This window comes from Bartonella sp. MU70NMGDW, from assembly GCF_042194085.1.
Classification (GTDB): domain Bacteria; phylum Pseudomonadota; class Alphaproteobacteria; order Rhizobiales; family Rhizobiaceae; genus Bartonella; species Bartonella grahamii.
On the sequence record NZ_JBHIMK010000001.1, the window covers coordinates 13,952 to 40,540 of the forward strand.

Here is a 26,589-nt window from a genome sequence, read left to right on the forward strand (position 1 = left end):
TCCTATACAACAATTGCTAAAACTATTTTGTGGCCCTTTGTGAATAACGAAATCGAATATACAGCTTTTGAAAGTATGATCGCTGAATCTTATGCAACCTTTCACCATCCAGCAATCTGTCCGTTACGACAAACTGGAGCAGATGAATTTATCCTTGAACTCTTTCATGGTCCTACTTTAGCTTTTAAAGATGTTGCAATGCAGTTTCTTTCTCGGCTGATGGATTATGTTTTGACTAAAAAAAATAGATCTGCAACGATTATTGCTGCAACATCAGGTGATACAGGAGGGGCTGCGATACAAGCTTTTGCTGGAAAAGAACACTCAGATATTTTTATTTTATTTCCCAAAGGACGTGTATCACCTGTTCAACAACGGCAAATGACAACCAATCAATGTTCAAATGTTCATGCCATTGCAATTGAAGGAAATTTTGATAATTGCCAAGCTCTTGTCAAAGCAATGTTTAATGACCACAATTTTCGTAAAAAAAGAGCGCTTTCAGGTGTTAATTCTATAAATTGGGCACGTATCATGGCGCAAATTGTTTACTATTTTTCATCTGCGCTTTCCTTAGGAGCTCCTGATAGAACTGTTTCATTTACTGTTCCTACTGGAAATTTTGGTGATATTTTTGCAGGTTATGTTGCAGCCCGTATGGGATTACCCATTGCTCAACTGGTCATCGCAACGAATGATAATGACATCCTTGCACGTACATTGACCAGTGGTATTTACGAAACACAACCAATAGTTCATACAACATCACCTTCTATGGATATTCAGGTCTCTTCTAATTTTGAACGTTTGCTCTTTGAAAGTGGCAATCGTGATCCAATGTGGATTCGCAATGCAATGGACAACTTGAAACAATCAGGACGTTTTACTCTTGATGAAAAGCAACTCAAAAATATTCGTTCCCTATTTTCCGCTGGGAAAAGCAACATGGCTGCAACAGCTCAAACAATTGATAGTGTCTATAAGGAAAGTGGCTATCTTGTTGATCCACATACAGCCGTCGCTCTTCAAGTAGCGCGTAAAAACAAAAAACCGCATATTCCAATGATCGTCCTTGCCACGGCTCATCCAGCTAAATTTCCTGATACTATTAAAAGTGCTTGTGGCCTTCATGCCCCATGGCCATCTCATCTCAATGATGTAATGAAACGCGAAGAACACTTTATAAGTCTTGCTAATGATGAAAAAATAGTAAAAGATTATATTTCTTTAAAATCGCGTGCATCTTATTAAAGTTAGCTGCATTAATTTAAATCAAGAATATTCTAATACCCTTACAATGAGGTATTTAGCTTATTTAATGGAGTTGTAAATACATGGATGTAGATATATGTCGCCTTAGTAATGGCTTGACTATCGCCACACATACAATGCAACAAATTGATAGTGTTGCCCTCGGAATATGGGTTAAAGTGGGCTCACGCAATGAAACCTCTACACAGCATGGTATTGCTCATCTTCTTGAGCATATGGCTTTTAAAGGAACCGAAAACCGCACTGCTTTTCAAATTGCAACCGATATTGAAGATGTTGGCGGTGAAATCAATGCCACCACCAGTATTGAAACAACAGCTTACTTTGCACGTGTACTTAAAAGCGATATCCCACTTGCTATAGACATTTTAGCCGATATTTTAATGCATTCAAAATTTGACGACAATGAACTAGAACGAGAAAAACAAGTAATATTTCAGGAAATTGGTGCCGCTCATGACACTCCTGATGATATTGTTTTTGATCACTTTACAGAAACAGCCTTTCGTCATCAATCCCTTGGACGCTCTATTTTAGGAACAGCTAAAACTATTCAATCATTTACATCTACTGATCTCCATGATTTCATCAATAAACAATATAGTGCAGATCGTATGATTGTCGTTGCTGCAGGAGCTGTAAAACACGAAAGTTTCTTGCGAGAAGTTGAAAGTCGTCTTGGTACTTTTCGCTCCCATTCAACCGCACCTCTTACTAATCTTGCAAATTATGTCGGTGGCGACTTTCGTGAATATCGCGATTTAATGGATACACAAGTTGTTCTAGGGTTTGAAGGGCGTGCTTATCACGCGCGTGATTTTTATGCGGCCCAAATTCTTTCAATCATTCTTGGTGGTGGTATGTCTTCACGTCTTTTTCAAGAGGTAAGAGAGAAACGTGGATTATGCTATTCTATTTATGCTTTTCATTGGGGATTTTCAGATACTGGGCTTTTTGGTGTTCACGCAGCTACCGGACAAGAAGGGCTCAAAGAACTTATTCCCGTGATTCTTGATGAACTTTCCAAGGTCAGTAAAAACATTCACGCCAATGAACTGCAACGAGCACAAACGCAATATCGTGCGAATCTGACAATGTCACAGGAAAATCCCTCTAGTCAAGCACATCTCATTGCTCGCCAAATACTCCTTTATGGTCGACCAATTCCAATATCGGAAACAATTGAACGCCTCAATCTCATCACTCCTAAAAGATTAACTGACTTAGCACATCGTCTTTTTACAAATTCCACTCCAACACTAACTGCTGTCGGACCTGTAGGACCCCTCATAAATTTTGATGATTTAACGTCAACTCTTTCATCCAAGCTAAAGTAAAAAACTTCTTTTCAAAACAGCATCACAATAACATACACATATTTTATCGTAAAATTTACCACAAAAGCTCTTCTCATTAAATAAGTTTTGGAAATATTGGGCAAAGAAGCGTACAAAACTACCCAATTCATACTTCATGTGATAAAGATTCTAATGAGTGAAGGTATATCCGTGAAATCTGGAAATTCATGGTTTAACTTTGCCCTTTTAAAATATAAAACTTCATTCGCTTCAAGTTCCATTGAAGCAAATGGACATGTGGTCTATTTGTATATAAAACCACATAACTTAAGAAAAAGTGATAACAATTTATTATGTAAATAAATTATAAAAGGTGGACGTTTTTTCTCAAAAATCGAAATGAAAGTTAAACATCCTAAAATATTGAGAGTGGGACATTGTGAAGAGTTTGCGTAAAATAATTGACATCATTTTCATTGTAGTCGTTAGTTCTCTTGTCCATCTTACATCAGCACAAGCAATTGAGCCAGTTAAAATTTCTTCTCAGGATGCTGCTCTTGATCTCTCACAAGCAATTGAAATTCACCATACAAACAGCTCTATTTTTCAAACAAGTACAGCGCCAGGACCAGATGGTATTGTTTGGCGTATTGAAGTGCAGGCAAAAAATGAAAAATTTTCCGGAAATTGGGCAGTTTTTTCTCTTGCAAATCCAACAGATGAACAAATCGATCGTCTCATCGTTGCCCCCCACTACCGCATGGCGCGTTCTGGATTTTTTTGGCCAGACCTTGGATCAGCAAGGATTCAATCCATAACGCCAAGCGAAGGTTTTTCCCTCGATCGTCAACTTAGTGCAAACTCTGATATCTTTCGTATTACCCTTAACCCTGGTGCTGTTGTTACATTTGTGGCCGAACTTAACTCTGCAAATCTACCGCAAATCTATTTATGGCAACCTGAAGCTTATAAAGATGCAATTAATTCTTATACGCTTTATCATGGTATTCTTCTTGGGATATCAGGTCTCTTAGCGCTTTTGTTAACTGTACTCTTTGTTGTCCGTGGAACAGGACTGTTTCCTGCAACAGCTGCTGTTGCTTGGGCAGTGCTTTTTTATATTGGTATTGACTTCAACTTTTTAAATAAATTCTTTGCAGTTACACTCACAACACAACCAATCTGGCGTGCTGGTACAGAAGTAGCACTTACTGCTACACTCTTCATTTTTCTTTTTACCTATCTCAGTCTTAACCGCTGGCATTATCATTTTAGTTACGGTGCTATCGCTTGGACCATTGCCTTTTGCAGTCTAGGAGCCTTTGCTATTTATGATCCAATCAGAGCAGCTGGAATTGCGCGTTTGTCTTTTGGCCTTACCGCTGTGGTTGGTATAATATTAATCATCTATTTCTTAATCAGAAGCTATGATCGCGCCATTATGCTTATCCCAACATGGTTGCTCATTAGCTTTTGGTGTGTTGGAGCCTATGCCTGCATAGCTGGATATTTAAACAATGATATTATCCAGCCGGCATTAGCGGGGGGATTAGTGCTCATTGTTCTTCTCATCAGCTTTACTGTCCTGCAACAAACTTTTTCTAATGACGCTTTCCATGAAGGAATATTTTCCGATCTTGAACAACAAGTACTCGCAGCAAAGGGAGCTGGAAATATTATTTGGGATTGGAATATTGAGCGTGACCGTATTGTTGTACATCCAAACATGGCTACCCTTTTTGGTACTGAAATTCATAACCTCAATGGACCTATGCGCAACTGGATTTCAGCCTTGCACCATGATGATCGTGAACGCTTTCAAGGCGTATTAGATATCATTCTTAAAAATAAAAAAGGGCGCATTGATCAAATTTTTCGGCTTTCTTCCGGTGGTGGTTATTATCATTGGTTTTCTCTTCGTGCACGCCCGGCTATGCAAAAAGATGGGAAAATCACACGTGTCATTGGAACCATTGTCAATATTACTAACCATAAAAAATCCGAAGAACGCTTATTGCATGATGCAATCCACGACAGCTTAACCGGCCTTCCTAACCAACAAATTTTCTTCGATAGACTACAAAATTATACCTCTTTGGCGAAAGCAAATATCAAAATTAGACCGACTGTCTTTATGATTGATTTGGACAATTTTCGCAAAATTAATCGCAAATTAGGCATAGCAGTTGGGGATACTGTACTGCTTATAATCGCACGTCGTTTAAACCGTCTCATTAACTTTCAAGACACCTTGTCGCGACTTTCAGCAGACCGCTTTGCAATTATTTTACTCAGTGAAACTGAACCACAAAAAATTGCAGCATTTGCAGATCATTTGCACAAAACAATTTCAGCACCTATTTCACTTTCAGAAAACAAAATAATTCTTTCAACGTCTATCGGATTGGTTACATGGAGTGAAAGCCGATCGACAGCTAAAGATATTTTTAATGACAGTGAATTAGCGATGATTCGCGCAAAACAAATGGGTGGAAACCATATAGAACCTTTTCGTCCTAATTTTCGCACTTTGGGTCTCGAACATAATACTCTGGAAAAAGATGTTCATTATGCCATAAAACGTAATGAGATAAAAATCCTCTACCATCCTATTCTTAATTTATCAGACGGACATATTATTGGTTTTGAAACAATTGTAGAATGGCATCATCCCACTTATGGAAATTTAAATGTCTCTGATTTTATAAAAATCGTAGAAAACGAACAAATTGTTATGAATTTGTCACAATTTATCATCGATAGTGCCATTATCGATCTTATAAATGTACAAGAAAAGTTTTCCCAACAATCTTTCTTTATTTCAATTAATTTACCAAGCGCAGAAATGATTCATCCTCGTTTTATTAGTCAATTGCGCGCCGCTCTGCTTCGTCATCCGCTCCACAAAGGGCGTTTGATGATTGAAATATCTGAATTTGTCTTAAGAAATAATCCTGAACAATCAGCGCACTTTCTCGAACAAATTAAAACACTTGGAATGAATCTCGCACTCGATAATTTTGGAACAGGTTATTCGTCTCTGACCTATCTCGTACGTTATCCATTTGATATGGTTAAACTTGATCGTTCACTTATTTCAATCGACTCCCTTAAGAAGAAAATTGTTCTTAAGTCTATCATTAATATGGCAACAGATCTTAATTTGCAAATTATCGCAGAAGGTGTTGAAAATGAAAAAGAAGCAATCTTCCTCCGTCAAGAAGGCTGTAAATATGTTCAAAGCACACTTGTAACGAAACCGATTGCCATAGAAGAATTAATTACGCTCGTTCAAAGCCATTTCCCTTATAAAATAAAAACATAAGGGATAAAATAACGTGTAAAGTTAAAAAGCTTAGAAAAAACTCTACGCGTGTCCCATTTCAGAAGCAAGATAAGTTGGATCGATACCCATGCGTGTTAAACTTTTATCATACTTGCAGCTTAAATCACTTTCAAAAAGAAAACTAGGTGATGTAGAACTGATTAGCCAACCATTTGTAGAAATTTCTGCCTCAAGTTGCCCCGCTTTCCATCCAGCATAACCTAACGCTACCAGTGCATGTTGCGGACCTTGTTCGCAACTGATCGCTTTTAATATATCAATAGTCGCAGTAAAACAGACCTTATCTGCAATAAAAACAGTTTCTTCACAAGCATAATCATCTGAATGAAGGACAAAACCACGCGAAGGGTCAACAGGACCACCATAGCGAACTGGAAACTGTTTTATTGGTTCAGAAAGACTTTTTTTTTGGCCCCTGTCTATGACTCCCAAGTGAAGCAAAAGATCTGGAAAATCAATATGATGCAATTGATTGAGAATAATGCCCATCGCACCAGCATCAGAATGCGCGCAAATGTAAATAACAGAACGAATAAAGCGTTTGTCATTCATCCCAGGCATTGCTATGAGTAATTGTCCACCTAAAAAGCCATTACACCGCTTCATTAATTTGTTATTCTCCATAATTTACATGATAAAAGTTTGTTCATTTAGTACACTAGGAAAATAAAAATCCAATGAAAAAAAGTCATATATTTACAAATTTACAAAATATCGCAACTTTCTTTTATAAAAATCTTTTAGTTACTTTAAGCTTAACATTTATAGTTTTAGAATTACTTAACATTCCTGTAAATGCTCAAAAAGAACAAAAACTCCAGCTTTTCGCAACATCTTGGTATGAATCAGATGGTGGTCGTATCCGATTAGCAATCACCGAACCTTCTCTTTCTGGAATAAGAGAAGGCATTATTGAGATTGTGCTTAAACCAGGATGGAAAACTTACTGGCGTAATCCAGGTAATTCTGGCATGGCACCGTTTTTTAATTTCAACCAACAGGTTTCTTATGAAATCTTTTATCCTACCCCACAGCTTTTTGAAACAGAAAATGATTGGTCATTAGGCTATAAAGATAAAGTAATATTGCCCTTCAATCTTTCTGGTTCAAGCAAAAATTTAAGTGGTGCTTTCACCCTTGGATTATGTAATAAAATCTGTCTTCCATTTACTGTTAACTTTGATTTTTCCCCATCTGCTCTTAAAAATAAACATCTTCCTGCTTCCTTCTTAAAAAATGCCCAAGATTCTTTGCCCCGCATGATGCAGAATGCACTAAAAATAAGTGCCGAAAAAAATAACAGTACCCTTCTTATAAAAATACAAAATAACAACAAGACCACTCCTTCCTCTCTCTTTTTAGATGGAGGAGAAATGCAAATTGGAGCAGCAAAAAAAGTCAGTGATAACGCAGAATATACACTCTTCAGTGCTCCACTCTATTTCGCACCAGAAGAAATAAACCAAAAAATTTTTTATACAGTTTCTTTTAAAGATTACGCCTTAAGTGGAACATTCATATTCCATACGCAGCCAACCCCTCTTGCGACTCCGCGATAAAAGAAAAAAACTCTCAAACAGTAATTATGCTGGAAAACATCCATTTTCGCGATATTGAGAAATTGCTTTGCGAGCAAGGGCATCTGCGCGTTCATTTTCTGGATGTCCCGCATGTCCTTTTACCCAGTGCCATCTGACTGTATGACAAGAACAAGCATCCTCAAGAGCTTGCCATAGCTCCATATTTTTAACAGGATTTTTTGATGCAGTGCGCCAATTATTCTTTTTCCAATCTTCAATCCACTTAGATATACCGTTACGCACATAAACTGAGTCTGTATAAAGGTCGACCAAACAGGGCTCTTTAAGTGCCTTTAATGCACAAATTGCCGCCATGAGTTCCATTTGATTGTTTGTCGTATGGACCTTACCGCCATAAAGCTCACGTTCATGACCATTCCAGCGTAAAATTGCTCCCCATCCTCCAATTCCAGGATTCCCTGAGCAAGCACCATCTGTATAAATTTCAACGACTTTTTGTTGAGTTGCCATAAAATTTAAAAACCTAATTCACTTAGCGAATTTACATTACTGAAAAAACAAAGCTTGTGCCAATACTCCCATGGATCTTTCTTAATAACAAAGCTATTAGGCGGTGTATTAAACCAATCATAAAGACGTGTGAGTAAGAAACGTAAAGACGCACCACGAGCTAACAAAACAATCTTGTCCAATTCTAAAGGGATCAATGGTCTTATTTTTTGATAATTTTCCAATAACTTACGTGCTTTGGCCAGATTATAAGAATGATCAAGCTCAAAGCACCAAGCATTTAAACAGATCGCTAAATCATAAGCAAAAAAGTCATTACAAGCAAAATAGAAATCTATTATCCCAGAAAGACGATGATTCACAAAAAAGACGTTATCATTAAATAAATCTGCATGAATAATGCCTATTGGTAAATTGAGCGGCCAATTTTCCTGTAAAAAAGCTAATTCTAACTCAATTTTTTGCCCAAATTCTTTTAATAATGCATCTTCTTTTGTTTGACAACGTTGCCACAATACCTGCCAATCCATAACAGAAAGAGTATTTTTACGACTAAGTGTAAAATCCTGTCCTGCTAAATGTAATTGTGCTAACCCCGTCCCCACTTCGCCACAATGATCTATAGTGGGCTGGCGGACCCACTCTCCTTCCAGAAAAGTAATAATAGCAGCAGGGCGTCCTGCTAATTCACGGATCATCATTCCATCATTTTGAATAACAGGTTGAGGACAAGGAATTCCACGCTGTCCTAAATGCTGCATCAAGCGACAAAAAAAAGGTAAATCATCTTTTGAAATACGTTTTTCATAAAGTGTTAAAATAAATCGCCCTTGTGTTGTCTCTAACATAAAATTAGAATTTTCAATCCCCTCCTCTATACCTTGATAAGACAAAAGTGACCCTATTGCATAACGTGTTAAAAACACTTTTAAATCATTTGAATGAATATCTGTATAAACGGCCATTATTCTGCTTTCGTTGTAGACATGTCTGTATTCTGATTTTCATTTTTTGCATTATTTGCTTGACCATTGACGAAAGCCATATCTTGCGACGTTAAAATGACGTCACGTAATTCGCGACTCACTAAAAATTTTTCCGTTTCTACTGCTGTTTCAGCTAATTCTATTGTGACATTATAACGCTCACGAAACGCTGAAATAATTTCATCAATAATAATTTCAGGAGCCGAAGCCCCTGCTGAAAGACTGACAATAGAAAGAGCTTTTAGGTTTTCAAAATTAATTTCATCAGCGCGCTGAACTAAAATAGCTTGCCGCGCACCAGACTTTTCGGCAACCTCTACTAAACGTCGTGAATTAGAAGAATTTGGCGCTCCAACAATCAAAAACAAATCACTCCCCTTTGCTGCTGCCTTAACCGCATCTTGTCGATTCGTTGTAGCATAGCAAATTGACTCAGCCGCTGGGGCTGCTAATGTAGGGAAACGTTGTTGTAATATATCGAGAATTCCTGCCGTATCTTCAACAGAAAGCGTTGTTTGTGTAACAAATCCTAATTTATCTGGATCATTGGGGAGATAATGCAAAGCATCTTCTATCGTTTCAATAAGCGTCACAGCCCCTTCTTCAAGCTGTCCCATTGTCCCTATCACCTCAGGATGACCAGCATGACCAATCAATATAACATGACGACCATGACGTTGATGTCGTATCGCTTGTTTATGAACTTTCGAGACCAACGGACATGTTGCATCGAGATAAAACAAATTATAGCATCGTGCTTCTTCTGAAACAGATTTTGGTACACCATGAGCAGAAAAAACAACCGGTTGATTGCGATGTTCTTCTGGAATCTCATCAAGTTCTTCAACAAAAATAGCTCCCCGTTGCTGTAATCCCTCAACCACGTAGCGGTTGTGTACAATTTCATGACGAACATATACTGGAACACCATATTTTTTTAATGCAAGGAGAACAATCTGGATAGCACGATCAACCCCTGCACAAAATCCACGTGGACCACAAAGACGTATCGTTAAAGGGGGAAGTCCAGACATAAATCATCCTTAATCTCTATAGTTTTAGCTATATATTCAAACAATCTATCGTTATACACGAATAAGCAATGTAAAAAAACTGGCAATAGCATCTTTTGCATAAGAACACACTCTATCGTGTTTTCTTACGAGATTTTCTTGCAGCAAAGCTCTTTTTAAATTTGCTTTTTCATTTTATTTGCCTAAAGAGCGATAAAATACCAAACAAGAGATTCAATCAAAAGAACTCCAAAGATAGCTGCCAAATAAAGTAACGAAAAGAAAAACAGTTTTTTTGCCATCAAAATAGTTTCATTATGTGTATCAGCTTTCCACAAACGATAGGCAAAATAAACAAAGATAATGCTTAAAATTGTTGAAAAAATACCATAAAAAATTCCGCCAAGACCAGTAAAGCAAGGAGCAGCAGCGCACAATGCCATCAAAATAGTATAAAATAAAATCTGCTTTTTTGTTGAATGTTCACCTCGAACATTAGGCATCATAGGAATACCTGCAGCCTCATAATCAAGGGATGAAAATAAAGAAAGAGCCCAAAAATGAGGGGGGGTCCACATAAAAATGATTAAAAATAATAAAAAGCTATCAATACTCACTGTCCCTGTTGTCACGGACCATCCAATCATTGGTGGGAAAGCCCCAGAAGCACCACCAATAACAATATTTTGTGGTGTGATACGTTTTAACCAAATTGTATAAATAACGACATAAAAGAAAATCGTAAACGCAAGAAAAAATGCTGCAAACCAATTAATGAAGCTCCCCATAACCAATACCGAAAGCATAGAAAGAACTATGCCAAAAATAAATGCTTTTCGGGAACTGATTTTACCCATAGGAATAGGACGCTTTTTGGTCCGTTCCATCACGGCATCAATGTCAGCATCATACCACATATTCAGTGCTCCCGCACCGCCACCACCAATGGCAATACATAAAATCGCTAAAAAACCATACAACGGATTGATAGGAACAGGCGATACAAGCAAACCAACCAGAGCCGTAAAGACCACAAGAGACATAACACGTGGCTTTAATAACGTGATATAATCACCAATACCGGATCTTGGTGGTGTTGCTTTACCATTCACAACCGATAACTCTCCTGAAACTGACATTCCGCTCAAAGCCCTTTTCCATTTCTGTCATTCACAAACCAATATTATCTAGCGTATGGAAATGATCAATTAAGACCAATCGTATTTTTGAGAAAATATGAAATACCTCGTTCGCACGTATCCCCTAAAAATAGATGGAATATTGGCAACAAAAATACATTTTTTCAATCAACATTCTCTCCTACATTACAAATGTATCATAAAAATATATCCTATGGATTAATATATTTGGGTAAATACTGATTTTGTGTTATAGTTTTTATGTGGGGAATTCATTTTTTTATGTAAATCTATGTATGGTTGTATGTGTGTTGAGTCGGGTAGGATTTTCTGTGATACTTTATAAATTACTCAAAAAAACTTTTTTTATTGGTGCTGTTCTTTACACACTTTATAGTAGTTTTATCAATCATGCATTTGCACAAACACCTTATGCGCAAAATGTCCCTGCTCCACAAACCTATGGTGCATGGACAAAAGTTTGTGCTCTACCGCCAGGTACACCTAACATGCAGTGTGAAGTTGTACAAAACGTTCATACACAAGGTCGTCATGATATTACTTTGCGTGTTACATTTTATAAACTTCCTCAAAAGCAAGGTGCTTTGATGCGTGTTTTTGTTCCGATTCGCGTTGAATTACGTCCTGGCGTTGGAATTAAAATTGACGATAAAAATATGGGCAGAATGGAATATCGTCGTTGTCTTGGTGATAATTGTGTTGCTGAAGCCTTTCTTAAAGAAGACATATTGCAGCTCTTTTTAAAAGGAAAAACGGCAACCTATTTTATCTTTACAACTCCTGAACAAGGGATTGGAGGTTTTGTTGACCTTCATGGTCTTGCCGACGCCTATGCAACCTTACCTACATGAATGAAATCGATACACTTTAGACGATTAAAATCTCATCGTATATTTTGAAAGCTTCTTAAATTAGATTAATAAAAATCTTCTAAGTTCCCATAAAAATAGGATAATTCTTATGAAATCGCTGATAGATCATTTTGATATTACTTCCTCTAAAGTGCAATCACTTGTACAAGAAACGCTTCATCATGCTGATGATGGTGAGCTTTACCTTGAGTATACAGAAAGCGAAGCTCTTTTATTTGATAATGGACAGCTTAAAAACGGCTCTTTCCATCAAGATATGGGGTTTGGGCTGCGTGTCGTTGCTGGAGAAGCTACCGGATATGCATATTCTAGTGAATTATCAGCTGCTGCACTCAAACGTGCTAGTGAAGCAGCTAAAGCTATTACCTATAATAATCATGCGGGAACTTATAGCATAGCACCTCAACAAACAAACAAAAAACTTTATCAACCGCATAATCCCCTTGATGCTCCATCATTTGAGGAAAAAAGTGCTCTTTTGCAAAAAATTGATGCCTATTTACGTGCTAAAAATGATAAATTGCATCAAGTGACTGCTTCTCTTTCCGGCTCGCTACAACATGTTGAAATTTTACGTGCAGATGGTTATTTGGTTCGTGATATTCGTCCTCTTGTACGACTTTCTATATCTGTGGTTGTTGCTGAGGGTAATCGACGTGAAAATGGTTTTTATGGATGTGGAGGGCGACAAGCATTTGACCAATTTATTCATGAAGACAATTGGAAAAAAGCTGCGGATGAGGCCTTACGTATGGCTTTAACAAATTTAGAAGCAGAAGCAGCACCTGCAGGATCTTTTGATGTTGTCTTAGCCAATGGATGGCCTGGCGTTATGCTCCATGAAGCCGTAGGTCATGGTTTAGAAGGTGACTTTAACCGTAAAAAAACATCCGCTTTTGCTGGACTTTTAGGACAACAAGTTGCGGCAAAAGGTGTTACAGTTGTTGATGATGGAACAATTCCACAATGCCGTGGCTCTCTCACTGTCGATGATGAGGGGACCCCTTCAGGGTATAACGTTCTCATTGAAGATGGAAAGCTCGTTGGTTTTATGCAAGACAGGCTTAATGCACGGCTTATGGGAGGTAAATCAACTGGAAATGGACGGCGTGAATCTTATGCTTATGCACCAATGCCACGAATGACCAATACAATCATGCTAGGAGGAGATAAAACACCTGAAGAAATCCTTTCTTCACTCAAACATGGTATCTATGCTGTTTCATTTGGTGGAGGACAAGTTGATATTACTTCTGGAAAATTCGTCTTTGAATGTACTGAAGCATACCGAGTAGAAAATGGTAAAATTGTAGCACCAATCAGAGGCGCAACTCTTATTGGAAATGGACCGGATGCTATGAAACGTATTACAATGATTGGTAATGATAGTAAACTTGATAATGGTATCGGTATGTGTGGAAAAGCTGGCCAAAATGTCCCTGTTGGTGTTGGTCAACCTCATCTTCGAATCAATAATATGACAATCGGTGGAACTGCGCTTATAAAAGAATAAGCTTTCTCATTCCTTCCCAATATTGCCTCCTTCTCATCTATCACGACCATTTTATGAGGAGGTTACAATACATTGATTTATAAAGATAATCTATCGTTGTTCATATTAAATTAGAACCTTGAATACCATAAGATTCTCTCATTTTAAATCTGTTCCATATTGAATCAATCAAAATCATTCGTTTGTACGTTACAGATGGGGAGAGTCATATGAATAAAACCTGTACAAGAAAGGACCAAAGATTCCTCTTATGGACCGTCTCAAGTAACAAGAGTTATAGCCACATTGGAAGATGACAAATATAACACTGGCACCGGCTTGTTCAGACACATCTTCTTCTTAATACATTAGTCTTTTGTGGGGGATAATTTGCCTTTTATATTTCATAATAAAAAGTTCAAAATAAAAAACACTTTCTACATTCAGTGCTCTTAATTCAACGAGAAAAAGGTTATTATTATAGATAATTTTTGGAGAGATTTTATAATAATACTCAAGTAAACTTTAAAAAAAATCTTCATGGCATTAAAAAATTTTTAAGCTAAAGCTTCCAACCTTTCTTTTTTTTCTTTTTGCTCAAAACAGCAACAATTTCGACATGTGGTGACCATAAAAATTGATCAATCGGTATGATTTTTTCTACTGTATACCCCCCTGCAACAAGAAGAGATAAATCACGAGCAAATGTAGTAGGATTACAGGAAATTGCCACAACACGTGATACTGTCGTCTTAGCTAATTCACGTACTTGTTGCTCTGCACCAGCACGGGGAGGATCAAAAACAACACTCTCAAAACACTCAAGTTCCTTTACAGAAAGGGGATGTCGGAAAAGATCACGTTTTTCACAAGTGACCGTTTTTAAACCAGTTGCAAAACGTGCTGCTGTATTTAGATTTCTTAATGCATCTTCATTATTTTCTACTGCATGAACATTCATCTTTTTTGCCATACGCAAAGTAAATGTTCCTATCCCTGAAAACAAATCAACAGCATTCTTTGCTTTTTTTAAATGAGTCAAAATAATATTGCCCATTATATTTTCAGCTTCGCAGGTTGCTTGAAGAAAACCACCAGAAGGAAATTCAACACGGACATCTCCAAAGTAAATCTCTGGTTTTTCTCGTTCAACCAAAACTTCACCATCAACAGATAAACGTATAATCCCATATGAAAGAGCAGCACTGATCATTTTCTGACGAAGTGATTCATGGTGTACAATGCAACCGCTTAAAGCAACATCTAAACCATTTTCAACACGTGTTATTGTAACATGAAACCGTTTGGCAGAGCTGCTTAGAAAAGCACAGAGCTCTCTGATATTATGCAACTGAGAAATAAGCTCTGGACGGCTTACTGGACATTCCTCAAGAGCTACAATCTCATGAGAGAGATAACGGTTAAAACCAACTTTTTGCCCCTGTGGGGTCATAGATGCTGTTAGAGTAATCCGCCGTCGGCTATAAGGTTTACATTCTATTAAAGGCGCAACAACATTATTAAGTCCATACTTTTTAAGCGCATCAACAACCAATTGTTGTTTCCATACGCGATAAGCATCCATATGCCAATGCTGAAGAGTACACCCTCCACATTCTCCAAAATGCTGACAAAGAGTATCAATGCGTTCTAATGATTTTTCTTTTAATGCTATACATGTTGCATATTTTCCATGAACAGTAATTTCAGCACACTCTCCTGGTAAAGTAAAAGGAACATAAACGAAGCCGCGAGACGTCCTAGAAGTACCATACCCATTTGCTCCGATATGGTCGATTATGACATTGTCACTCACTCTTGTTTTTCTCCGAATAGTAAATATTCCACGTTGCCATCACCACCTGTAATAGGGGAAGGAATTAAACCTCTTGCGCTCCACCCTGTTTGTGTATTTAACCAAACAAAAAGCGCCTCAGCAGTTTCTTTAGCTATTGATGGATTTAATATTCCCCTCTTACTAAAGTGTTTACGACCAACCTCAAACTGAGGCTTTACCAGTAAAACAGCTTGAGCGCCCTTCTTGGCTAAAGACAAAACGGGAGGCAATGCAAGTTTGAGAGAAATAAAGCTAACATCTGAAACGATAAGATCAATTTCTCGCCCACCTAAATGGTTATGTTGAAAATCTCTAACATTCAAGCCTTCTAATAACGTTATAGCACTGTTGCCCAATAAACGTTTATCAAATTGATGATGCCCAACATCAACGGCAATTACATGAGCCGATCCACGTTCTAAGAGAACTTGTGTAAAACCACCTGTTGATGCACCAACATCAATGGCCGTCACTTTATCTGTTATAATCGGAAATGCATCAAGTGCAGCAATCAATTTTAACGCTGCCCGAGAAACATAATTCTGCGCTGGATCACAAACAGCAATCTCTGCATCACCAAAAACAATTTGCCCAGCTTTAAAAACGATTTCGCCGTTAACTTTAACAGTTTGACGCATGACAGCATCACGTGCGCGTGAACGTGTCGTAAAAAAGTTTTTTTCAACTAAGAGAATATCGAGCCTTTTTCTGGCAGCCATATCATACTCGAATTTTTTATCCTGTTCGAATCTCGCGGCCTAAAGCAGCAAAAACCGTGTTGACAATACCCATAGCATCAAGCCCGATAGTTGAGAGAACTTTTTCTGGTGCACCATGATTCAAATACTCATCAGGAAGTTTTAGTGTACGAACTTTCAAACCATGCTCTAAGAGCCCTTCTTGCGCTAAAAATTGTAATATGTGCGCTCCAAAACCACCGATTGCCCCTTCTTCAATTGTCACCAATACTTCATGCTCACGTGCCAAACGACACATCAAATCCTTATCTAAAGGTTTCGCAAACCGTGCATCTGCAACCGTTGTAGATAATCCTTCAGCCTCTAACGCATCAGCAGCTTGTAACACTTCTGACATCCGCGTTCCAAAACAAACCAAAGCGATCCTATTTCCTTCACGCAGAACACGCCCCTTTCCAATTTCTAATAACTCACCACGTTGCGGTAAATCTATACCAATACCCTCACCACGTGGATAACGAAAAGAAATTGGTCCCTGATCATAAGCTGCAGCTGTACGCACCATATGCATCAGTTCAAGCTCATCAGAAGGTGCCATAACAACAAACCCAGGAAGAGTGGACAAAAAAACAATATCAAAACTTCCAGCATGTGTTGCACCATCTGCCCCCACAAAACCTGCGCGGTCAATAGCAAAACGTACCGGTAATTTTTGAATTGATACATCATGAATAATTTGATCATAAGCACGCTGTAAAAAAGTAGAATAAATTGCAACAAAAGGCTTGTACCCTTCACAAGCAAGTCCTGCCGCAAAAGTTACGGCATGTTGCTCAGCGATACCAACATCAAACATTTTTTCAGGAAATTTTTTTGCAAAAGAATCAAGACCTGTCCCTGTTGGCATCGCTGCTGTTATACCAACAATCTTATCATCATGGCGAGCTTCTTCTATTAAAGCTTTAGAAAATACCTTGGTATAGGGTAGAATATTACTTGATGCTTTAACCTGTTTTCCTGTCGTGACATCAAAACGATTAACACCATGATATTTATCAGGTGATGCTTCTGCAGGTGGATATCCCTTTCCCTTATGTGTGACAACATGCACCAAAACAGGACCACTAGGATATTCACGAACATTTTTTAAAACAGGCAATAAATGCCCCAAATTGTGCCCATCTATGGGTCCAAGGTAATAAAAGCCAAGCTCATCAAATAAAGTTCCCCCAACCAAAAGTCCACGCGCAAATTCCTCTGAACGACGCGCCTTATCAAAAAAAAACTTTGGCAATTTTTCGCTCAACATCTTTACGCGTTCACGCAAATGACGATAAGAAGGACGAGATACTAATCGTGCAAGATGTGCACTCATAGCACCTGTAGGTGGTGCGATAGACATGTCGTTATCATTAAGAACAACAATCAAGCGTGCATCCAAAGCGCCAGCATTATTCATTGCTTCATAAGCCATGCCCGCAGACATTGCACCATCACCGATGACAGCTATGATATTGCGTCTTGTCTCTGCTTTCAAAGCACTTGCCACCGCCATGCCAAGCCCCGCTGAAATAGAAGTAGACGAATGACCCGCTCCAAATGAATCATACACACTTTCTGAACGTTTTGTAAAACCTGATAATCCGCCCTCTTGACGTAATGTGCGAATTTTTTCTCTACGCCCCGTTAAAATCTTGTGTGGATAGGTTTGATGACCAACATCCCAAATAATCCTATCCTCTGGTGTATTAAAAATATAATGTAATGCAACAGTGAGCTCAACAACACCAAGTCCTGCCCCAAGATGACCACCTGTTACAGAAACCGCATCAATTGTTGCGGTCCGCAACTCATCAGCCAACTGTACCAAATCAGACTCAGGCAATGCCCGCAAATCTTGCGGAAAACAAATACGGTCAAGCAATGGTGTTAAAACCTGAGACAAAAAAACCTTCCTATTATCTTAACTCAAGAAAACGCAACGATAAAAATGTATCTTCTCTACTCTTATTTATAGTTTTGCATCTTTTTTACTCAAAAATGTTCTTTTCTATTTGAGATGAGCTATAACTTCCTCATTTTTAACTTATTTTATAAAAAAGAAATCAATCGATTTAATTTTCTATAAAAAAGGTTATTATATCTCCTCGTTTCACAATAAATATCCAAAATATTTAATATTATTTAGCATCAAGTGGTTCTACTCCTTCTGGAGAACCTTCTTCTGAAAGTTGTATTTTTTCAATTTTAGCTTCAGCAACTCTTAAGAGTTTTTCACAATGCTTTTTAAGCGCTTCACCGCGTTCATAAATATCAATGGATTGTTCCAAAGGCACATCGCCACGTTCCAAATTTTCGACAATAACTTCAAGTTGCTGAAGCGCTTGCTCAAAGCTTAAAGTCGTAATATCCCCCTCTTGTATCTCTTTTTTCATATGAACCTCAAAAAATATCTGTTCTGGATATACGAATTCCAAAACCTTCTAAACCTACATAATGATGTTCTTTAGCAGCATAAACAATAACAGAGCCTATTCCTAGATATTTTAAAATTTGTGATCCTAAACCAATTTTGCGCCATTCTTCTTCGCGTTCAATCGCCTGCACATGGTTTTCTGAACTGTCTCTTGCCATATTTTGAATATCAATAGTTGATTGCATAACAGAGCCTTTACGCAAATAAATAAATACGCCACGTTTTTCTTTTTCCATCATACGCCGCATCATCACCATAATATCTGAAGCTTGACAAAAAACGTCATTTATAATGTTTTCATGATGTAAATACACAGGAATATCACCACCCTCACGGACATCACCAAAAACAATTGCAATATGCTGAACGGCTTCCCAAGGGAGTTGATAACTGTGAACAATAGCGGGACCTACAGATGTTTCAATAGGCATTTCTCCAACATGCTTGATCAATATTTCCTTACGTTGGCGGTAAGCAATTAAATCTGCAACCGTTATAATATGCAACCGATGTTCTTGTGCAAATTTCATGATCTGATCGCCATGTTTAACGCTGCCATCATCATTGACCAACTCACCAATAACACCAACTGGTGGCAAACCAGCTAATTTACATAAATCAACAGCTGCCTCTGTGTGACCTGAACGCATGAGCACCCCCCCTTCATGTGCAATCAAAGGAAAAATATGTCCTGGACGGACAAAATCATCCGCGCTTGCATTTGGATTAGAAAGATTACGAACTGCCAATGTGCGGTCATGTGCGGAAATACCCGTCGTTATCCCATGTTTAAAATCCACAGTAACCGTAAATTGCGTCCCATGTGCAGATTTATTATCTGGTACCATAGGAGCAAGATTAAACCGTTGTGTTTCTTTTTTTGGCATAGGTGTGCACACAATACCTGTTGTGTGACGAAGAATAAACGCCATCTTTTCTTCTGTACAATGCGCTGCAGCAAGAGTTAAATCACCCTCATTTTCACGGTCATCATCATCTGTCACCACAACAATTTCACCGCGTTCAAAAGCTTTAAGTGCAGAAACAATTTTTTTTTCATCATACGCCATTGTTCACCTTCTCAATCACCCAATTTGACCGCGATGTCTTAGATAATGGTCAGCAATAGCACAAGCAACCATCGCTTCACCAACAGGAACGGCACGAATCCCAACACATGGATCATGACGTCCCTTCGTTATAACATCTATATCATGACCATCAACATCAATGGAGCGACGAGGCGTTAAAATTGATGAAGTAGGTTTTACAGCAAAACGTGCAACAATTGGCTGTCCACTCGATATTCCCCCTAAAATACCACCAGCATGATTGGATAAAAAAAGCGGTTTTCCATCATTTCCCATTCGCATTTCATCGGCATTTTCTTCTCCCCTCAGGCGGGCTGCCGCAAAACCATCACCAATTTCCACACCTTTTACCGCATTAATCGACATAAGTAACGAGGCAATATCTTGATCAAGCTTTGCGTAAATAGGGGCTCCTAAACCTGCCGGAACATTTTCTGCAACGATCTCAACAACCGCACCAACAGATGTCCCCTCTTTACGGAGTTTACTGATATAATCACTAAAAATGTGAACCATCTCTGCATCAGCTGTAAAAAAAGGATTATTATCAACCTCTGACCAATCCCAACGATCACGATTAATATTATGAGGACCAATTGCTATCACTGCTCCTCGTACAATCAAACCAGGAACGATTTTACGAGCAAATGCACCCGCTGCAACACGTGCGGCCGTCTCCCGTGCTGAAGCACGTCCCCCACCTCGAAAATCACGAATGCCATATTTAATATCATAAGTATAATCCGCATGTCCTGGACGATACTGATGGGCAATCGAGCTATAATCCTTCGAACGCTGATCTGTGTTTCGAATCAACAGAGAAATTGGTGTACCTGTTGTCACCAATGTCGTCCCATCGTCTTGAACAACAACTCCTGAAAGGATCTCTACTTCATCTGGTTCTCGGCGCTGTGTTGTATACTTTGATTGTCCTGGTTTGCGTTTATCAAGATAAGCTTGAACTTCTGCAAGAGTAAAAATAATTCCAGGTGGACAACCATCAATGACACAACCAAGAGCAGCACCGTGACTTTCACCCCATGTTGTTACACGAAACAAATGACCAAATGTATTATGCGACATGAAAAAAGATCCGTTTCTCTGTCAAATATATACAACGACAACGTATGTTGTGTGCTATACACAAGGTAGCTCTTTGCTCCCAAATACTCTTAGCCACTTTAAATTTGGTCAAATTACTGCTGTCCAATAAAATCCTATAAACCAAACTTTATTCTTTAACGACAGAAATGTCTGGTGCATCAACTGCTTTCATACCTATGATATTATAACCCGAATCGACATGATGGACTTCACCGGTAACAGAACGAGACAAATCTGAAAGAAAATAAAGCGCAGAATCACCAACCTCTTCAATTGTTACCGTACGACGTAATGGAGCATTATATTCATTCCATTTTAAAATATAACGAAAATCACCAATACCTGAAGCCGCTAACGTTTTAATTGGTCCAGCAGATATAGCATTAACACGAATATTTTGAGGACCTAAATCTACCGCTAAATATTTCACGCTCGCTTCAAGAGCTGCTTTGGCAACCCCCATTACATTATAATTGGGAACAACCTTTTCTGCACCATAATAGGTCAGTGTCAAGATTGAACCACCATCTGACATCAATTTCTCTGCACGCTTCGTTAGAGCTGTTAGGGAATAAACCGAAATATTCATGGTCATCATAAAATTTGATTCGCTGATATCAATATAACGACCACTTAACTCATCTTTATCAGAAAAACCAATAGCATGAACTAAAAAATCGAGCTTTCCCCATTTCTTCTCTATTTCTCTAAAGACCGTATCAATAGAGACACTGTCAGAAACATCACAATGTCCACAAACAAATCCCTTTAATTCTTCAGCCAAAGGCTCAACACGCTTTTTCATTGCTTCACCCTGATAGGTAAAAGCAAGCTCTGCCCCTGCGCTACTTGCCGCTTTAGCGATTCCCCAAGCGATGGAGCGATTATTGGCCAACCCCAAAATTAAACCACGCTTACCGTACAATAAACCATTACCCTTAGCCATCAGCACTGCCCCATTGTTACTTAAAATTAATATTATTCATCTGCCTATGACACAGGTCAACTTTTTCTTCAAGTAATTGGTTTAAAATCAAACAAAAACTACGCTTTTATATATAAAAAATTTTAAAATCAATCTTGTTGCATTTGCAAAAACTGTTCTAGCGCGGCATTTTTACCTTCTGGCAACATAATGCGAACATGCACATAAAGATCATCTCTTGTACCATTTTTTAAACGAAGCCCTTTCCCTTTCAACCGTAAAACGCGATCAGAACTTGACCAAGCAGGAATCGTTAAAACCACACGTCCCTCCAATGTCTCAACTTCTTCTTTTGCTCCCAAAACAGCATGTTTAAGAGAAACTGGTAAATCAAGATGGAGTGCTCTTCCTTCAACCCGAAAACGAGAATGTTTTTGAATCTGAATGGTTATCAACGCATCTCCTGCTTGCCCAAGAGGTACCTCTTCTCCCTGACCTTTTAATCGAATAGTCTGTCCGTCTTCAATATAATCTGGAAGTTTAATTTTTAACTTTTTTCCATTTGGAAAAACAGCTTCCACCTTTTCTGCGCCAACCATCTGCTCTAATGTTATAGCAAGATTAGCACGAACATGTGCTCCTTGTTGGGGACGGTTATAGTGTGTGGAATTCGAAAAGCTACCACCTCCTCCAAACAGATCCCGAAAAATATCACTCGCATCAAAACCTGCACCACCTGAAGAGGAAAAATCAAATCCCTTTGCTCTTCCTGAAAAGGGATTTTGTTTATTGCTAAAATTTTCACCAGTACCATAGGCTTGATAAAGCGGTTTTCCTTCCATATCAATTTCACCGCGGTCAAATTGTGCCTTTTTATCCTTATCACCTATAATTTCATAAGCTTGATTAATTTCAGCAAATTTTTCTTTAGCCTTTGTATCATCTTTATTATGGTCTGGATGATACTTCTTTGCCAATCTTCTAAATGCCGATTTAATCTCTTGTGATTTTGCGGTACGTGCCACACCCAGAATCGTGTAGGGATCACGCATATTGCCCTCTTTTCAATTTTTTCGGTTTCAAAATATCAACTGATCCGTTGTTCAATATCCCTTATATCTTCATCAGTCTATTCTAGAGAATAATTTCTTCTTTCCTCTTTATATGTCTATCAATAAACTAAAATACCAGATAAAATGAGGCATTTATTTAATATAGCTCATTGTAGTCTATGCTAAAGTAAAAATAATTAAACTACCATAGAAATACACAATAGCATTGGCTTTTTGAAAATAAGAAAAAATAGTACTGTAACTTTTTGATGATAAAGTAAATGAGAAAATGCCTTACCCATGCTCACTGATATTTGGAGAAACTATGAGCAACAAAATACCAACAGATGATCATTTTATGAAAATGCAAAAACCTTTTGAACTTTTCGCAAAGTGGCTTGAAGAAGCAACGATAAGTGAAATAAATGATCCAAATGCTATGGCATTAGCAACAGTTGACGAAACAGGACTCCCTAATGTTCGTATGGTTCTCCTCAAAGACTACAGTCCCCAAGGCTTCGTCTTCTATACCAATTATGAAAGCTGTAAAGGACAAGAAATTTTAAAATCAATGAAAGCATCTTTAGGTTTTCATTGGAAATCGCTCCGTCGTCAGGTCAGAATTAGAGGAATTGTTGAAAAAGTAAGTCAACAGGAAGCCGATGCCTATTTCCAATCGCGACCACGTGGTAGTCGAATTGGTGCATGGGCATCTAAACAATCTCAACCTTTAGACAATCGTTTTGTGCTCGAAAAAGCAATTTCTCAATATACTGCACGTTATGCTCTAGGCAATATTCCACGACCACCTTATTGGTCTGGGTTTCGTGTTAAACCCCTTTCTATAGAGTTCTGGTGCGATCGCCCATTTCGTTTACATGATCGTCTGCTTTTTACACGCGATTGTGTTGAACACAGCGATTGGAAAAGACAAAAACTTTATCCCTAATCCTTCAAACTTCATCGTTATAAAGATTTTTTCTTCCCGACAGTTAAAAAAATATTTTTTATTTGAAAAATTCTAAAAGAAGATGATTTAGTTTATTTAAATAGAAGAATTTCATTTTCACTGTAAAAGTTGATTGGTAATATTTTCTACTGTATCGCTTAAAACAGATTAGCAACAAACTTATTTAAAAGAAAATACTGTATTCAGCAGAAACTATGATTTTAGCTAACTTATTTTTAGATCGCAGGATAAAATATCGTCCATATACCCCCAAATACCAAACCAGCAAAAATCACAAAACCAATAAGCGAATTAGATTTGAAAAGCCTGAGGCATTGTGAACTGTCATCTATATCAATGACTTTAATTTGAATAAACATATGGATGCTTGCCGCAAAAATCCCCAAAAAACTAAGAACAGGGACTCCAGATAAATAAAATGCTAGACTAACGAACACCACAAAACCACCATACAAAAATACTAAAGCACGCTTGGTTCCTTTACCAAAGAGAAGAGCCGTAGAACGGACACCAACAGTAGCATCATCTTCTTTATCTTGATGTGCGTAGATTGTATCGTATCCTATGGTCCACAAGATTGATCCCACATAAAGCAAGATTGGGGCCCAACTTAAACTTCCAAAGACAACAGCCCACCCCATTAATGCCCCCCAATTAAACGCAACGCCTAAAAAAAACTGCGGCCAATATGTTACGCGTTTCATAAAAGGATAAAACGCAACAGCTATCAATGACGAAATACCTAGAAAAAAACTAAACCTATTAAATTGTGATAAAACGACTAAACCAACCAAACATTGCATAAGTATAAAAACTCTGGCTTGAAACCGACTCACATGACCTGTCGGCAATGGACGAGAACGTGTCCTTTCTACCTGAGCATCAATTTTATGGTCAATAAGATCATTCCAAGTACATCCTGCCCCTCGCATAGCAATAGATCCCAGAAAAAAAAGAAAAAGATACCAAACCCAATGAAGAAACATTGATAAAAGAGTATCGTAATGCATGTTATAAGAGAAAAAAGCCATTGTTGTTGACCAAAAACAAGGCCACATCAACAATTGCCATCCGATAGGCCGATCCCAACGCGCCAATTGCGCATAAAACCATAAAGAACAGGGAAGGAAATTGTAGACCCATTGTTTGGAAGATGCGTCCATAACCCGTCCCTGACTCTCACAGGATTGAACATGCGCGATATTTTTATTTTTTTTCATCAAATGATTTACCTTTGGTCTTGCGATAGAGACATTTCATTCTTATGAGAAAGAGATGAGATTAATCATCTTTTATGAGAGGAGCAAGCAATGAATATTCTTCTTATTGGCTCAGGTGGACGAGAACATGCTTTAGCATGGAAAATAGCAGCATCACCACTGCTAACAAAGTTATATTGTGCTCCTGGAAACCCTGCAACAACAGAATTTGGTGAAAATATTAATTTAAACATTGATGACCATCCCCTTGTTATTGATTTTTGTAAAAAACATTCTATTGATCTTGTGATTGTAGGACCAGAAGCACCATTGGTTGCGGGTATAACAGACTCTCTTAATAGCGCTAACATCTGTGTATTTGGTCCTACTCAAAAAGCTGCTCAACTAGAAGGTTCAAAAGCTTTTACAAAAGATTTATGTCGTAAGAATAACATTCCTACAGGAAGTTACCAATGCTTTAATGATGCTTCTAAAGCTAAAGCTTACATTCATCAACAAGGTGTTCCCATTGTTATTAAAGCTGATGGCTTAGCAGCTGGCAAAGGTGTCGTGGTTGCAACAACTATGGAAGAAGCATTTAACGCAGTCGATGCCTGCTTCAAAAGTGCATTTGGAGATGCAGGAAACAAAATTGTTGTAGAATCTTTTCTTGAAGGTGAAGAAGCAAGCTTCTTCTGCCTTTGTGATGGTAAAATTGCTCTTCCTTTTGGATCTGCCCAAGATCATAAACGTGTAGGTGATGGGGATATTGGAGCAAACACCGGTGGTATGGGTGCTTATTCACCAGCGCCCATCATGACCCAAGAAATAGTGAATCGTACCCTCAAAGAAATTGTTGAACCAGCTTTAAAAAGCATGAAAGAAATGGGCGCCCCCTTTAAAGGTATTCTCTTCGTCGGATTAATGATAACGCAAAAAGGACCCGAATTAATTGAATTTAACGTACGATTCGGTGATCCTGAATGTCAAGTTTTAATGATGCGTCTCAAAGATGACATTTTGCCAATTTTTCTTGCTGCAGCTCAAGGAAAACTTGAACATAAGCCTCTTCGGTGGTCTGAAAAAACTGCTCTCACCGTTGTTATGGCTGCCAATGGTTATCCAGACTCTCCCCAAAAAGGTACTGTCATCCGTAACGTTGATAAAGTAAACACTCTTCCCGATGTGAAAGTTTTTCAAGCTGGTACAGTATTGCGTGATGGAGAACTCATTGCAAATGGTGGACGTGTTCTCAATATAACAGCAACAGGAAAAACGATTACGCATGCACAAAAACGTGCTTATGAAGCTGTTGATTGTATTGATTGGCCAGAAGGTTTTGTTCGTCGTGATATCGGATGGAGAGCCATTGCACGAGAAAACTAAATTATTTGAATATTCTTTTTTACGATTTGATTATTTTATATAAGAGCATGATACACAAATTTTCTTACTGTTTTACGTTGACTATAATTTTGAAAAAATGAGTGTGCTTTCGTTTGAACAATCAAATATTGTAAATAGGATATCTACTCATGATAAAATAGGAAATTTCTCTGAATATGACACTGTCATATAAACTGATCATTTTACTGTTGTATTTACTTTAAACGCATTTTCTCATCACTTTTATAAATACTTTCTTTATTATAAAATCTTGACGAAAAACATATATACTATCATTTCTTTTATTTATCGCGTTTTTTAATGAAATTCCGCTTTTACGAAAAATAAAATGCCAAAAAAA

At 38.0% G+C, this 26,589-nt stretch carries 22 protein-coding genes; 8 read left to right on the forward strand and 14 right to left on the reverse strand.

Annotation, left to right across the window (positions count from 1 at the left end):
* The 3 genes from thrC to ACFIKE_RS00075 all read left to right on the forward strand — a co-directional run.
* On the forward strand, positions 1 to 1,251 hold a 1,251-nt coding region (thrC, locus tag ACFIKE_RS00065), incomplete at its 5' end, for a threonine synthase (protein ID WP_375648098.1).
* Between the two features lie 83 nt (positions 1,252 to 1,334).
* The gene (locus ACFIKE_RS00070) at positions 1,335 to 2,609 is read left to right on the forward strand and encodes a pitrilysin family protein (RefSeq protein ID WP_012754834.1); all 1,275 of its coding nucleotides are present in this window, start codon (positions 1,335 to 1,337) and stop codon (positions 2,607 to 2,609) included.
* Between the two features lie 400 nt (positions 2,610 to 3,009).
* Positions 3,010 to 5,895: an EAL domain-containing protein gene (locus ACFIKE_RS00075; protein ID WP_375648099.1), complete on the forward strand. Its 2,886-nt coding sequence runs from the start codon at positions 3,010 to 3,012 to the stop codon at positions 5,893 to 5,895.
* Between the two features lie 42 nt (positions 5,896 to 5,937).
* Here the strand turns inward: ACFIKE_RS00075 and ACFIKE_RS00080 are convergent, their stop codons facing one another.
* On the reverse strand, positions 5,938 to 6,522 hold the full coding sequence (locus ACFIKE_RS00080; protein WP_375625118.1) for a YqgE/AlgH family protein: 585 nt from the start codon (positions 6,520 to 6,522) through the stop codon (positions 5,938 to 5,940).
* Positions 6,523 to 6,593: 71 nt separating this feature from the next.
* On the opposite strand from ACFIKE_RS00080, the gene ACFIKE_RS00085 reads away from it, so the two are divergent.
* Positions 6,594 to 7,475 carry a protein-disulfide reductase DsbD domain-containing protein gene (locus ACFIKE_RS00085; RefSeq protein WP_375648100.1) on the forward strand — a complete coding sequence of 294 codons (882 nt, stop codon included), beginning with the start codon at positions 6,594 to 6,596 and terminating at the stop codon, positions 7,473 to 7,475.
* Between the two features lie 24 nt (positions 7,476 to 7,499).
* Here the strand turns inward: ACFIKE_RS00085 and rnhA are convergent, their stop codons facing one another.
* The 4 genes from rnhA to cyoE form a co-directional block, all read right to left on the reverse strand.
* Positions 7,500 to 7,967, reverse strand: coding sequence for a ribonuclease HI (gene rnhA, locus ACFIKE_RS00090; RefSeq protein ID WP_375625120.1), 468 nt, complete (start codon positions 7,965 to 7,967; stop codon positions 7,500 to 7,502).
* Between the two features lie 5 nt (positions 7,968 to 7,972).
* Positions 7,973 to 8,932, reverse strand: coding sequence for a homoserine kinase (locus ACFIKE_RS00095; protein ID WP_375648101.1), 960 nt, complete (start codon positions 8,930 to 8,932; stop codon positions 7,973 to 7,975).
* Positions 8,932 to 9,987 (reverse strand): 4-hydroxy-3-methylbut-2-enyl diphosphate reductase, encoded by a 1,056-nt coding sequence (gene ispH, locus ACFIKE_RS00100; protein ID WP_375625122.1) that lies wholly within the window; start codon positions 9,985 to 9,987, stop codon positions 8,932 to 8,934. Before ispH ends, ACFIKE_RS00095 begins: the two co-directional genes overlap by 1 nt.
* A gap of 182 nt (positions 9,988 to 10,169) precedes the next feature.
* A complete protein-coding gene (cyoE, locus tag ACFIKE_RS00105) occupies positions 10,170 to 11,105 on the reverse strand; it encodes a heme o synthase (RefSeq protein WP_375625123.1) in 936 nt (311 codons plus the stop codon).
* Positions 11,106 to 11,401: 296 nt separating this feature from the next.
* Here cyoE and ACFIKE_RS00110 point away from each other — a divergent pair, with 296 nt between their 5' ends.
* Both ACFIKE_RS00110 and tldD read left to right on the forward strand, forming a co-directional pair.
* Entirely contained in the window at positions 11,402 to 11,977 is a 576-nt protein-coding gene (locus tag ACFIKE_RS00110) for an invasion associated locus B family protein (protein WP_375648102.1), read from the forward strand.
* A 109-nt stretch (positions 11,978 to 12,086) separates the two neighbouring features.
* Positions 12,087 to 13,511, forward strand: a complete 1,425-nt coding sequence (tldD, locus tag ACFIKE_RS00115; RefSeq protein WP_375648103.1) for a metalloprotease TldD — start codon at positions 12,087 to 12,089, stop codon at positions 13,509 to 13,511.
* A gap of 541 nt (positions 13,512 to 14,052) precedes the next feature.
* Here the strand turns inward: tldD and ACFIKE_RS00120 are convergent.
* The 8 genes from ACFIKE_RS00120 to ACFIKE_RS00155 form a co-directional block, all read right to left on the reverse strand.
* Entirely contained in the window at positions 14,053 to 15,306 is a 1,254-nt protein-coding gene (locus ACFIKE_RS00120) for a class I SAM-dependent RNA methyltransferase (protein ID WP_375648104.1), read from the reverse strand.
* Entirely contained in the window at positions 15,303 to 16,046 is a 744-nt protein-coding gene (locus ACFIKE_RS00125; RefSeq protein WP_375625127.1) for a TlyA family RNA methyltransferase, read from the reverse strand. Before ACFIKE_RS00125 ends, ACFIKE_RS00120 begins: the two co-directional genes overlap by 4 nt.
* 16 nt (positions 16,047 to 16,062) lie before the next feature.
* Complete coding sequence (dxs, locus tag ACFIKE_RS00130; protein WP_375648105.1) at positions 16,063 to 17,970, reverse strand: 1-deoxy-D-xylulose-5-phosphate synthase; 1,908 nt, start codon at positions 17,968 to 17,970, stop codon at positions 16,063 to 16,065.
* 235 nt (positions 17,971 to 18,205) lie between these two features.
* Positions 18,206 to 18,460, reverse strand: coding sequence for an exodeoxyribonuclease VII small subunit (locus ACFIKE_RS00135; protein ID WP_375625129.1), 255 nt, complete (start codon positions 18,458 to 18,460; stop codon positions 18,206 to 18,208).
* A 7-nt stretch (positions 18,461 to 18,467) separates the two neighbouring features.
* On the reverse strand, positions 18,468 to 19,571 hold the full coding sequence (ribB, locus tag ACFIKE_RS00140; RefSeq protein WP_375648106.1) for a 3,4-dihydroxy-2-butanone-4-phosphate synthase: 1,104 nt from the start codon (positions 19,569 to 19,571) through the stop codon (positions 18,468 to 18,470).
* 15 nt (positions 19,572 to 19,586) lie between these two features.
* A complete protein-coding gene (gene aroC, locus ACFIKE_RS00145; protein WP_375648107.1) occupies positions 19,587 to 20,675 on the reverse strand; it encodes a chorismate synthase in 1,089 nt (362 codons plus the stop codon).
* A gap of 148 nt (positions 20,676 to 20,823) precedes the next feature.
* Positions 20,824 to 21,642, reverse strand: a complete 819-nt coding sequence (gene fabI, locus ACFIKE_RS00150; RefSeq protein WP_375625132.1) for an enoyl-ACP reductase FabI — start codon at positions 21,640 to 21,642, stop codon at positions 20,824 to 20,826.
* A gap of 128 nt (positions 21,643 to 21,770) precedes the next feature.
* Positions 21,771 to 22,673, reverse strand: a complete 903-nt coding sequence (locus ACFIKE_RS00155) for a DnaJ C-terminal domain-containing protein (protein WP_375648108.1) — start codon at positions 22,671 to 22,673, stop codon at positions 21,771 to 21,773.
* A 325-nt stretch (positions 22,674 to 22,998) separates the two neighbouring features.
* Between ACFIKE_RS00155 and pdxH the strand changes: the two genes are divergently transcribed.
* Complete coding sequence (gene pdxH / locus ACFIKE_RS00160; RefSeq protein WP_375648109.1) at positions 22,999 to 23,622, forward strand: pyridoxamine 5'-phosphate oxidase; 624 nt, start codon at positions 22,999 to 23,001, stop codon at positions 23,620 to 23,622.
* 236 nt (positions 23,623 to 23,858) lie between these two features.
* Here pdxH and ubiA read toward each other — a convergent pair whose 3' ends face one another.
* Positions 23,859 to 24,863, reverse strand: a complete 1,005-nt coding sequence (gene ubiA, locus ACFIKE_RS00165) for a 4-hydroxybenzoate octaprenyltransferase (protein WP_375648110.1) — start codon at positions 24,861 to 24,863, stop codon at positions 23,859 to 23,861.
* Positions 24,864 to 24,953: 90 nt separating this feature from the next.
* On the opposite strand from ubiA, the gene purD reads away from it, so the two are divergent.
* Entirely contained in the window at positions 24,954 to 26,228 is a 1,275-nt protein-coding gene (gene purD / locus ACFIKE_RS00170; protein WP_375625135.1) for a phosphoribosylamine--glycine ligase, read from the forward strand.
* Positions 26,229 to 26,589 lie beyond the last annotated feature (361 nt).

Bases quoted from the DNA above. Each gene is read 5' to 3' on its own strand.
- ACFIKE_RS00070 (WP_012754834.1), top strand. From the start codon at position 1,335: ATGGATGTAGATATATGTCGCCTTAGTAATGGCTTGACTATCGCCACA.
- ACFIKE_RS00080 (WP_375625118.1), bottom strand. From the start codon at position 6,522: ATGAAGCGGTGTAATGGCTTTTTAGGTGGACAATTACTCATAGCAATG.
- ACFIKE_RS00085 (WP_375648100.1), top strand. From the start codon at position 6,594: ATGAAAAAAAGTCATATATTTACAAATTTACAAAATATCGCAACTTTC.
- rnhA (WP_375625120.1), bottom strand. From the start codon at position 7,967: ATGGCAACTCAACAAAAAGTCGTTGAAATTTATACAGATGGTGCTTGC.
- ACFIKE_RS00095 (WP_375648101.1), bottom strand. From the start codon at position 8,932: ATGGCCGTTTATACAGATATTCATTCAAATGATTTAAAAGTGTTTTTA.
- ispH (WP_375625122.1), bottom strand. From the start codon at position 9,987: ATGTCTGGACTTCCCCCTTTAACGATACGTCTTTGTGGTCCACGTGGA.
- cyoE (WP_375625123.1), bottom strand. From the start codon at position 11,105: ATGTCAGTTTCAGGAGAGTTATCGGTTGTGAATGGTAAAGCAACACCA.
- ACFIKE_RS00110 (WP_375648102.1), top strand. From the start codon at position 11,402: ATGGTTGTATGTGTGTTGAGTCGGGTAGGATTTTCTGTGATACTTTAT.
- tldD (WP_375648103.1), top strand. From the start codon at position 12,087: ATGAAATCGCTGATAGATCATTTTGATATTACTTCCTCTAAAGTGCAA.
- ACFIKE_RS00125 (WP_375625127.1), bottom strand. From the start codon at position 16,046: ATGGCTGCCAGAAAAAGGCTCGATATTCTCTTAGTTGAAAAAAACTTT.
- ACFIKE_RS00135 (WP_375625129.1), bottom strand. From the start codon at position 18,460: ATGAAAAAAGAGATACAAGAGGGGGATATTACGACTTTAAGCTTTGAG.
- ribB (WP_375648106.1), bottom strand. From the start codon at position 19,571: ATGGCGTATGATGAAAAAAAAATTGTTTCTGCACTTAAAGCTTTTGAA.
- aroC (WP_375648107.1), bottom strand. From the start codon at position 20,675: ATGTCGCATAATACATTTGGTCATTTGTTTCGTGTAACAACATGGGGT.
- fabI (WP_375625132.1), bottom strand. From the start codon at position 21,642: ATGGCTAAGGGTAATGGTTTATTGTACGGTAAGCGTGGTTTAATTTTG.
- ACFIKE_RS00155 (WP_375648108.1), bottom strand. From the start codon at position 22,673: ATGCGTGATCCCTACACGATTCTGGGTGTGGCACGTACCGCAAAATCA.
- pdxH (WP_375648109.1), top strand. From the start codon at position 22,999: ATGAGCAACAAAATACCAACAGATGATCATTTTATGAAAATGCAAAAA.
- ubiA (WP_375648110.1), bottom strand. From the start codon at position 24,863: ATGAAAAAAAATAAAAATATCGCGCATGTTCAATCCTGTGAGAGTCAG.
- purD (WP_375625135.1), top strand. From the start codon at position 24,954: ATGAATATTCTTCTTATTGGCTCAGGTGGACGAGAACATGCTTTAGCA.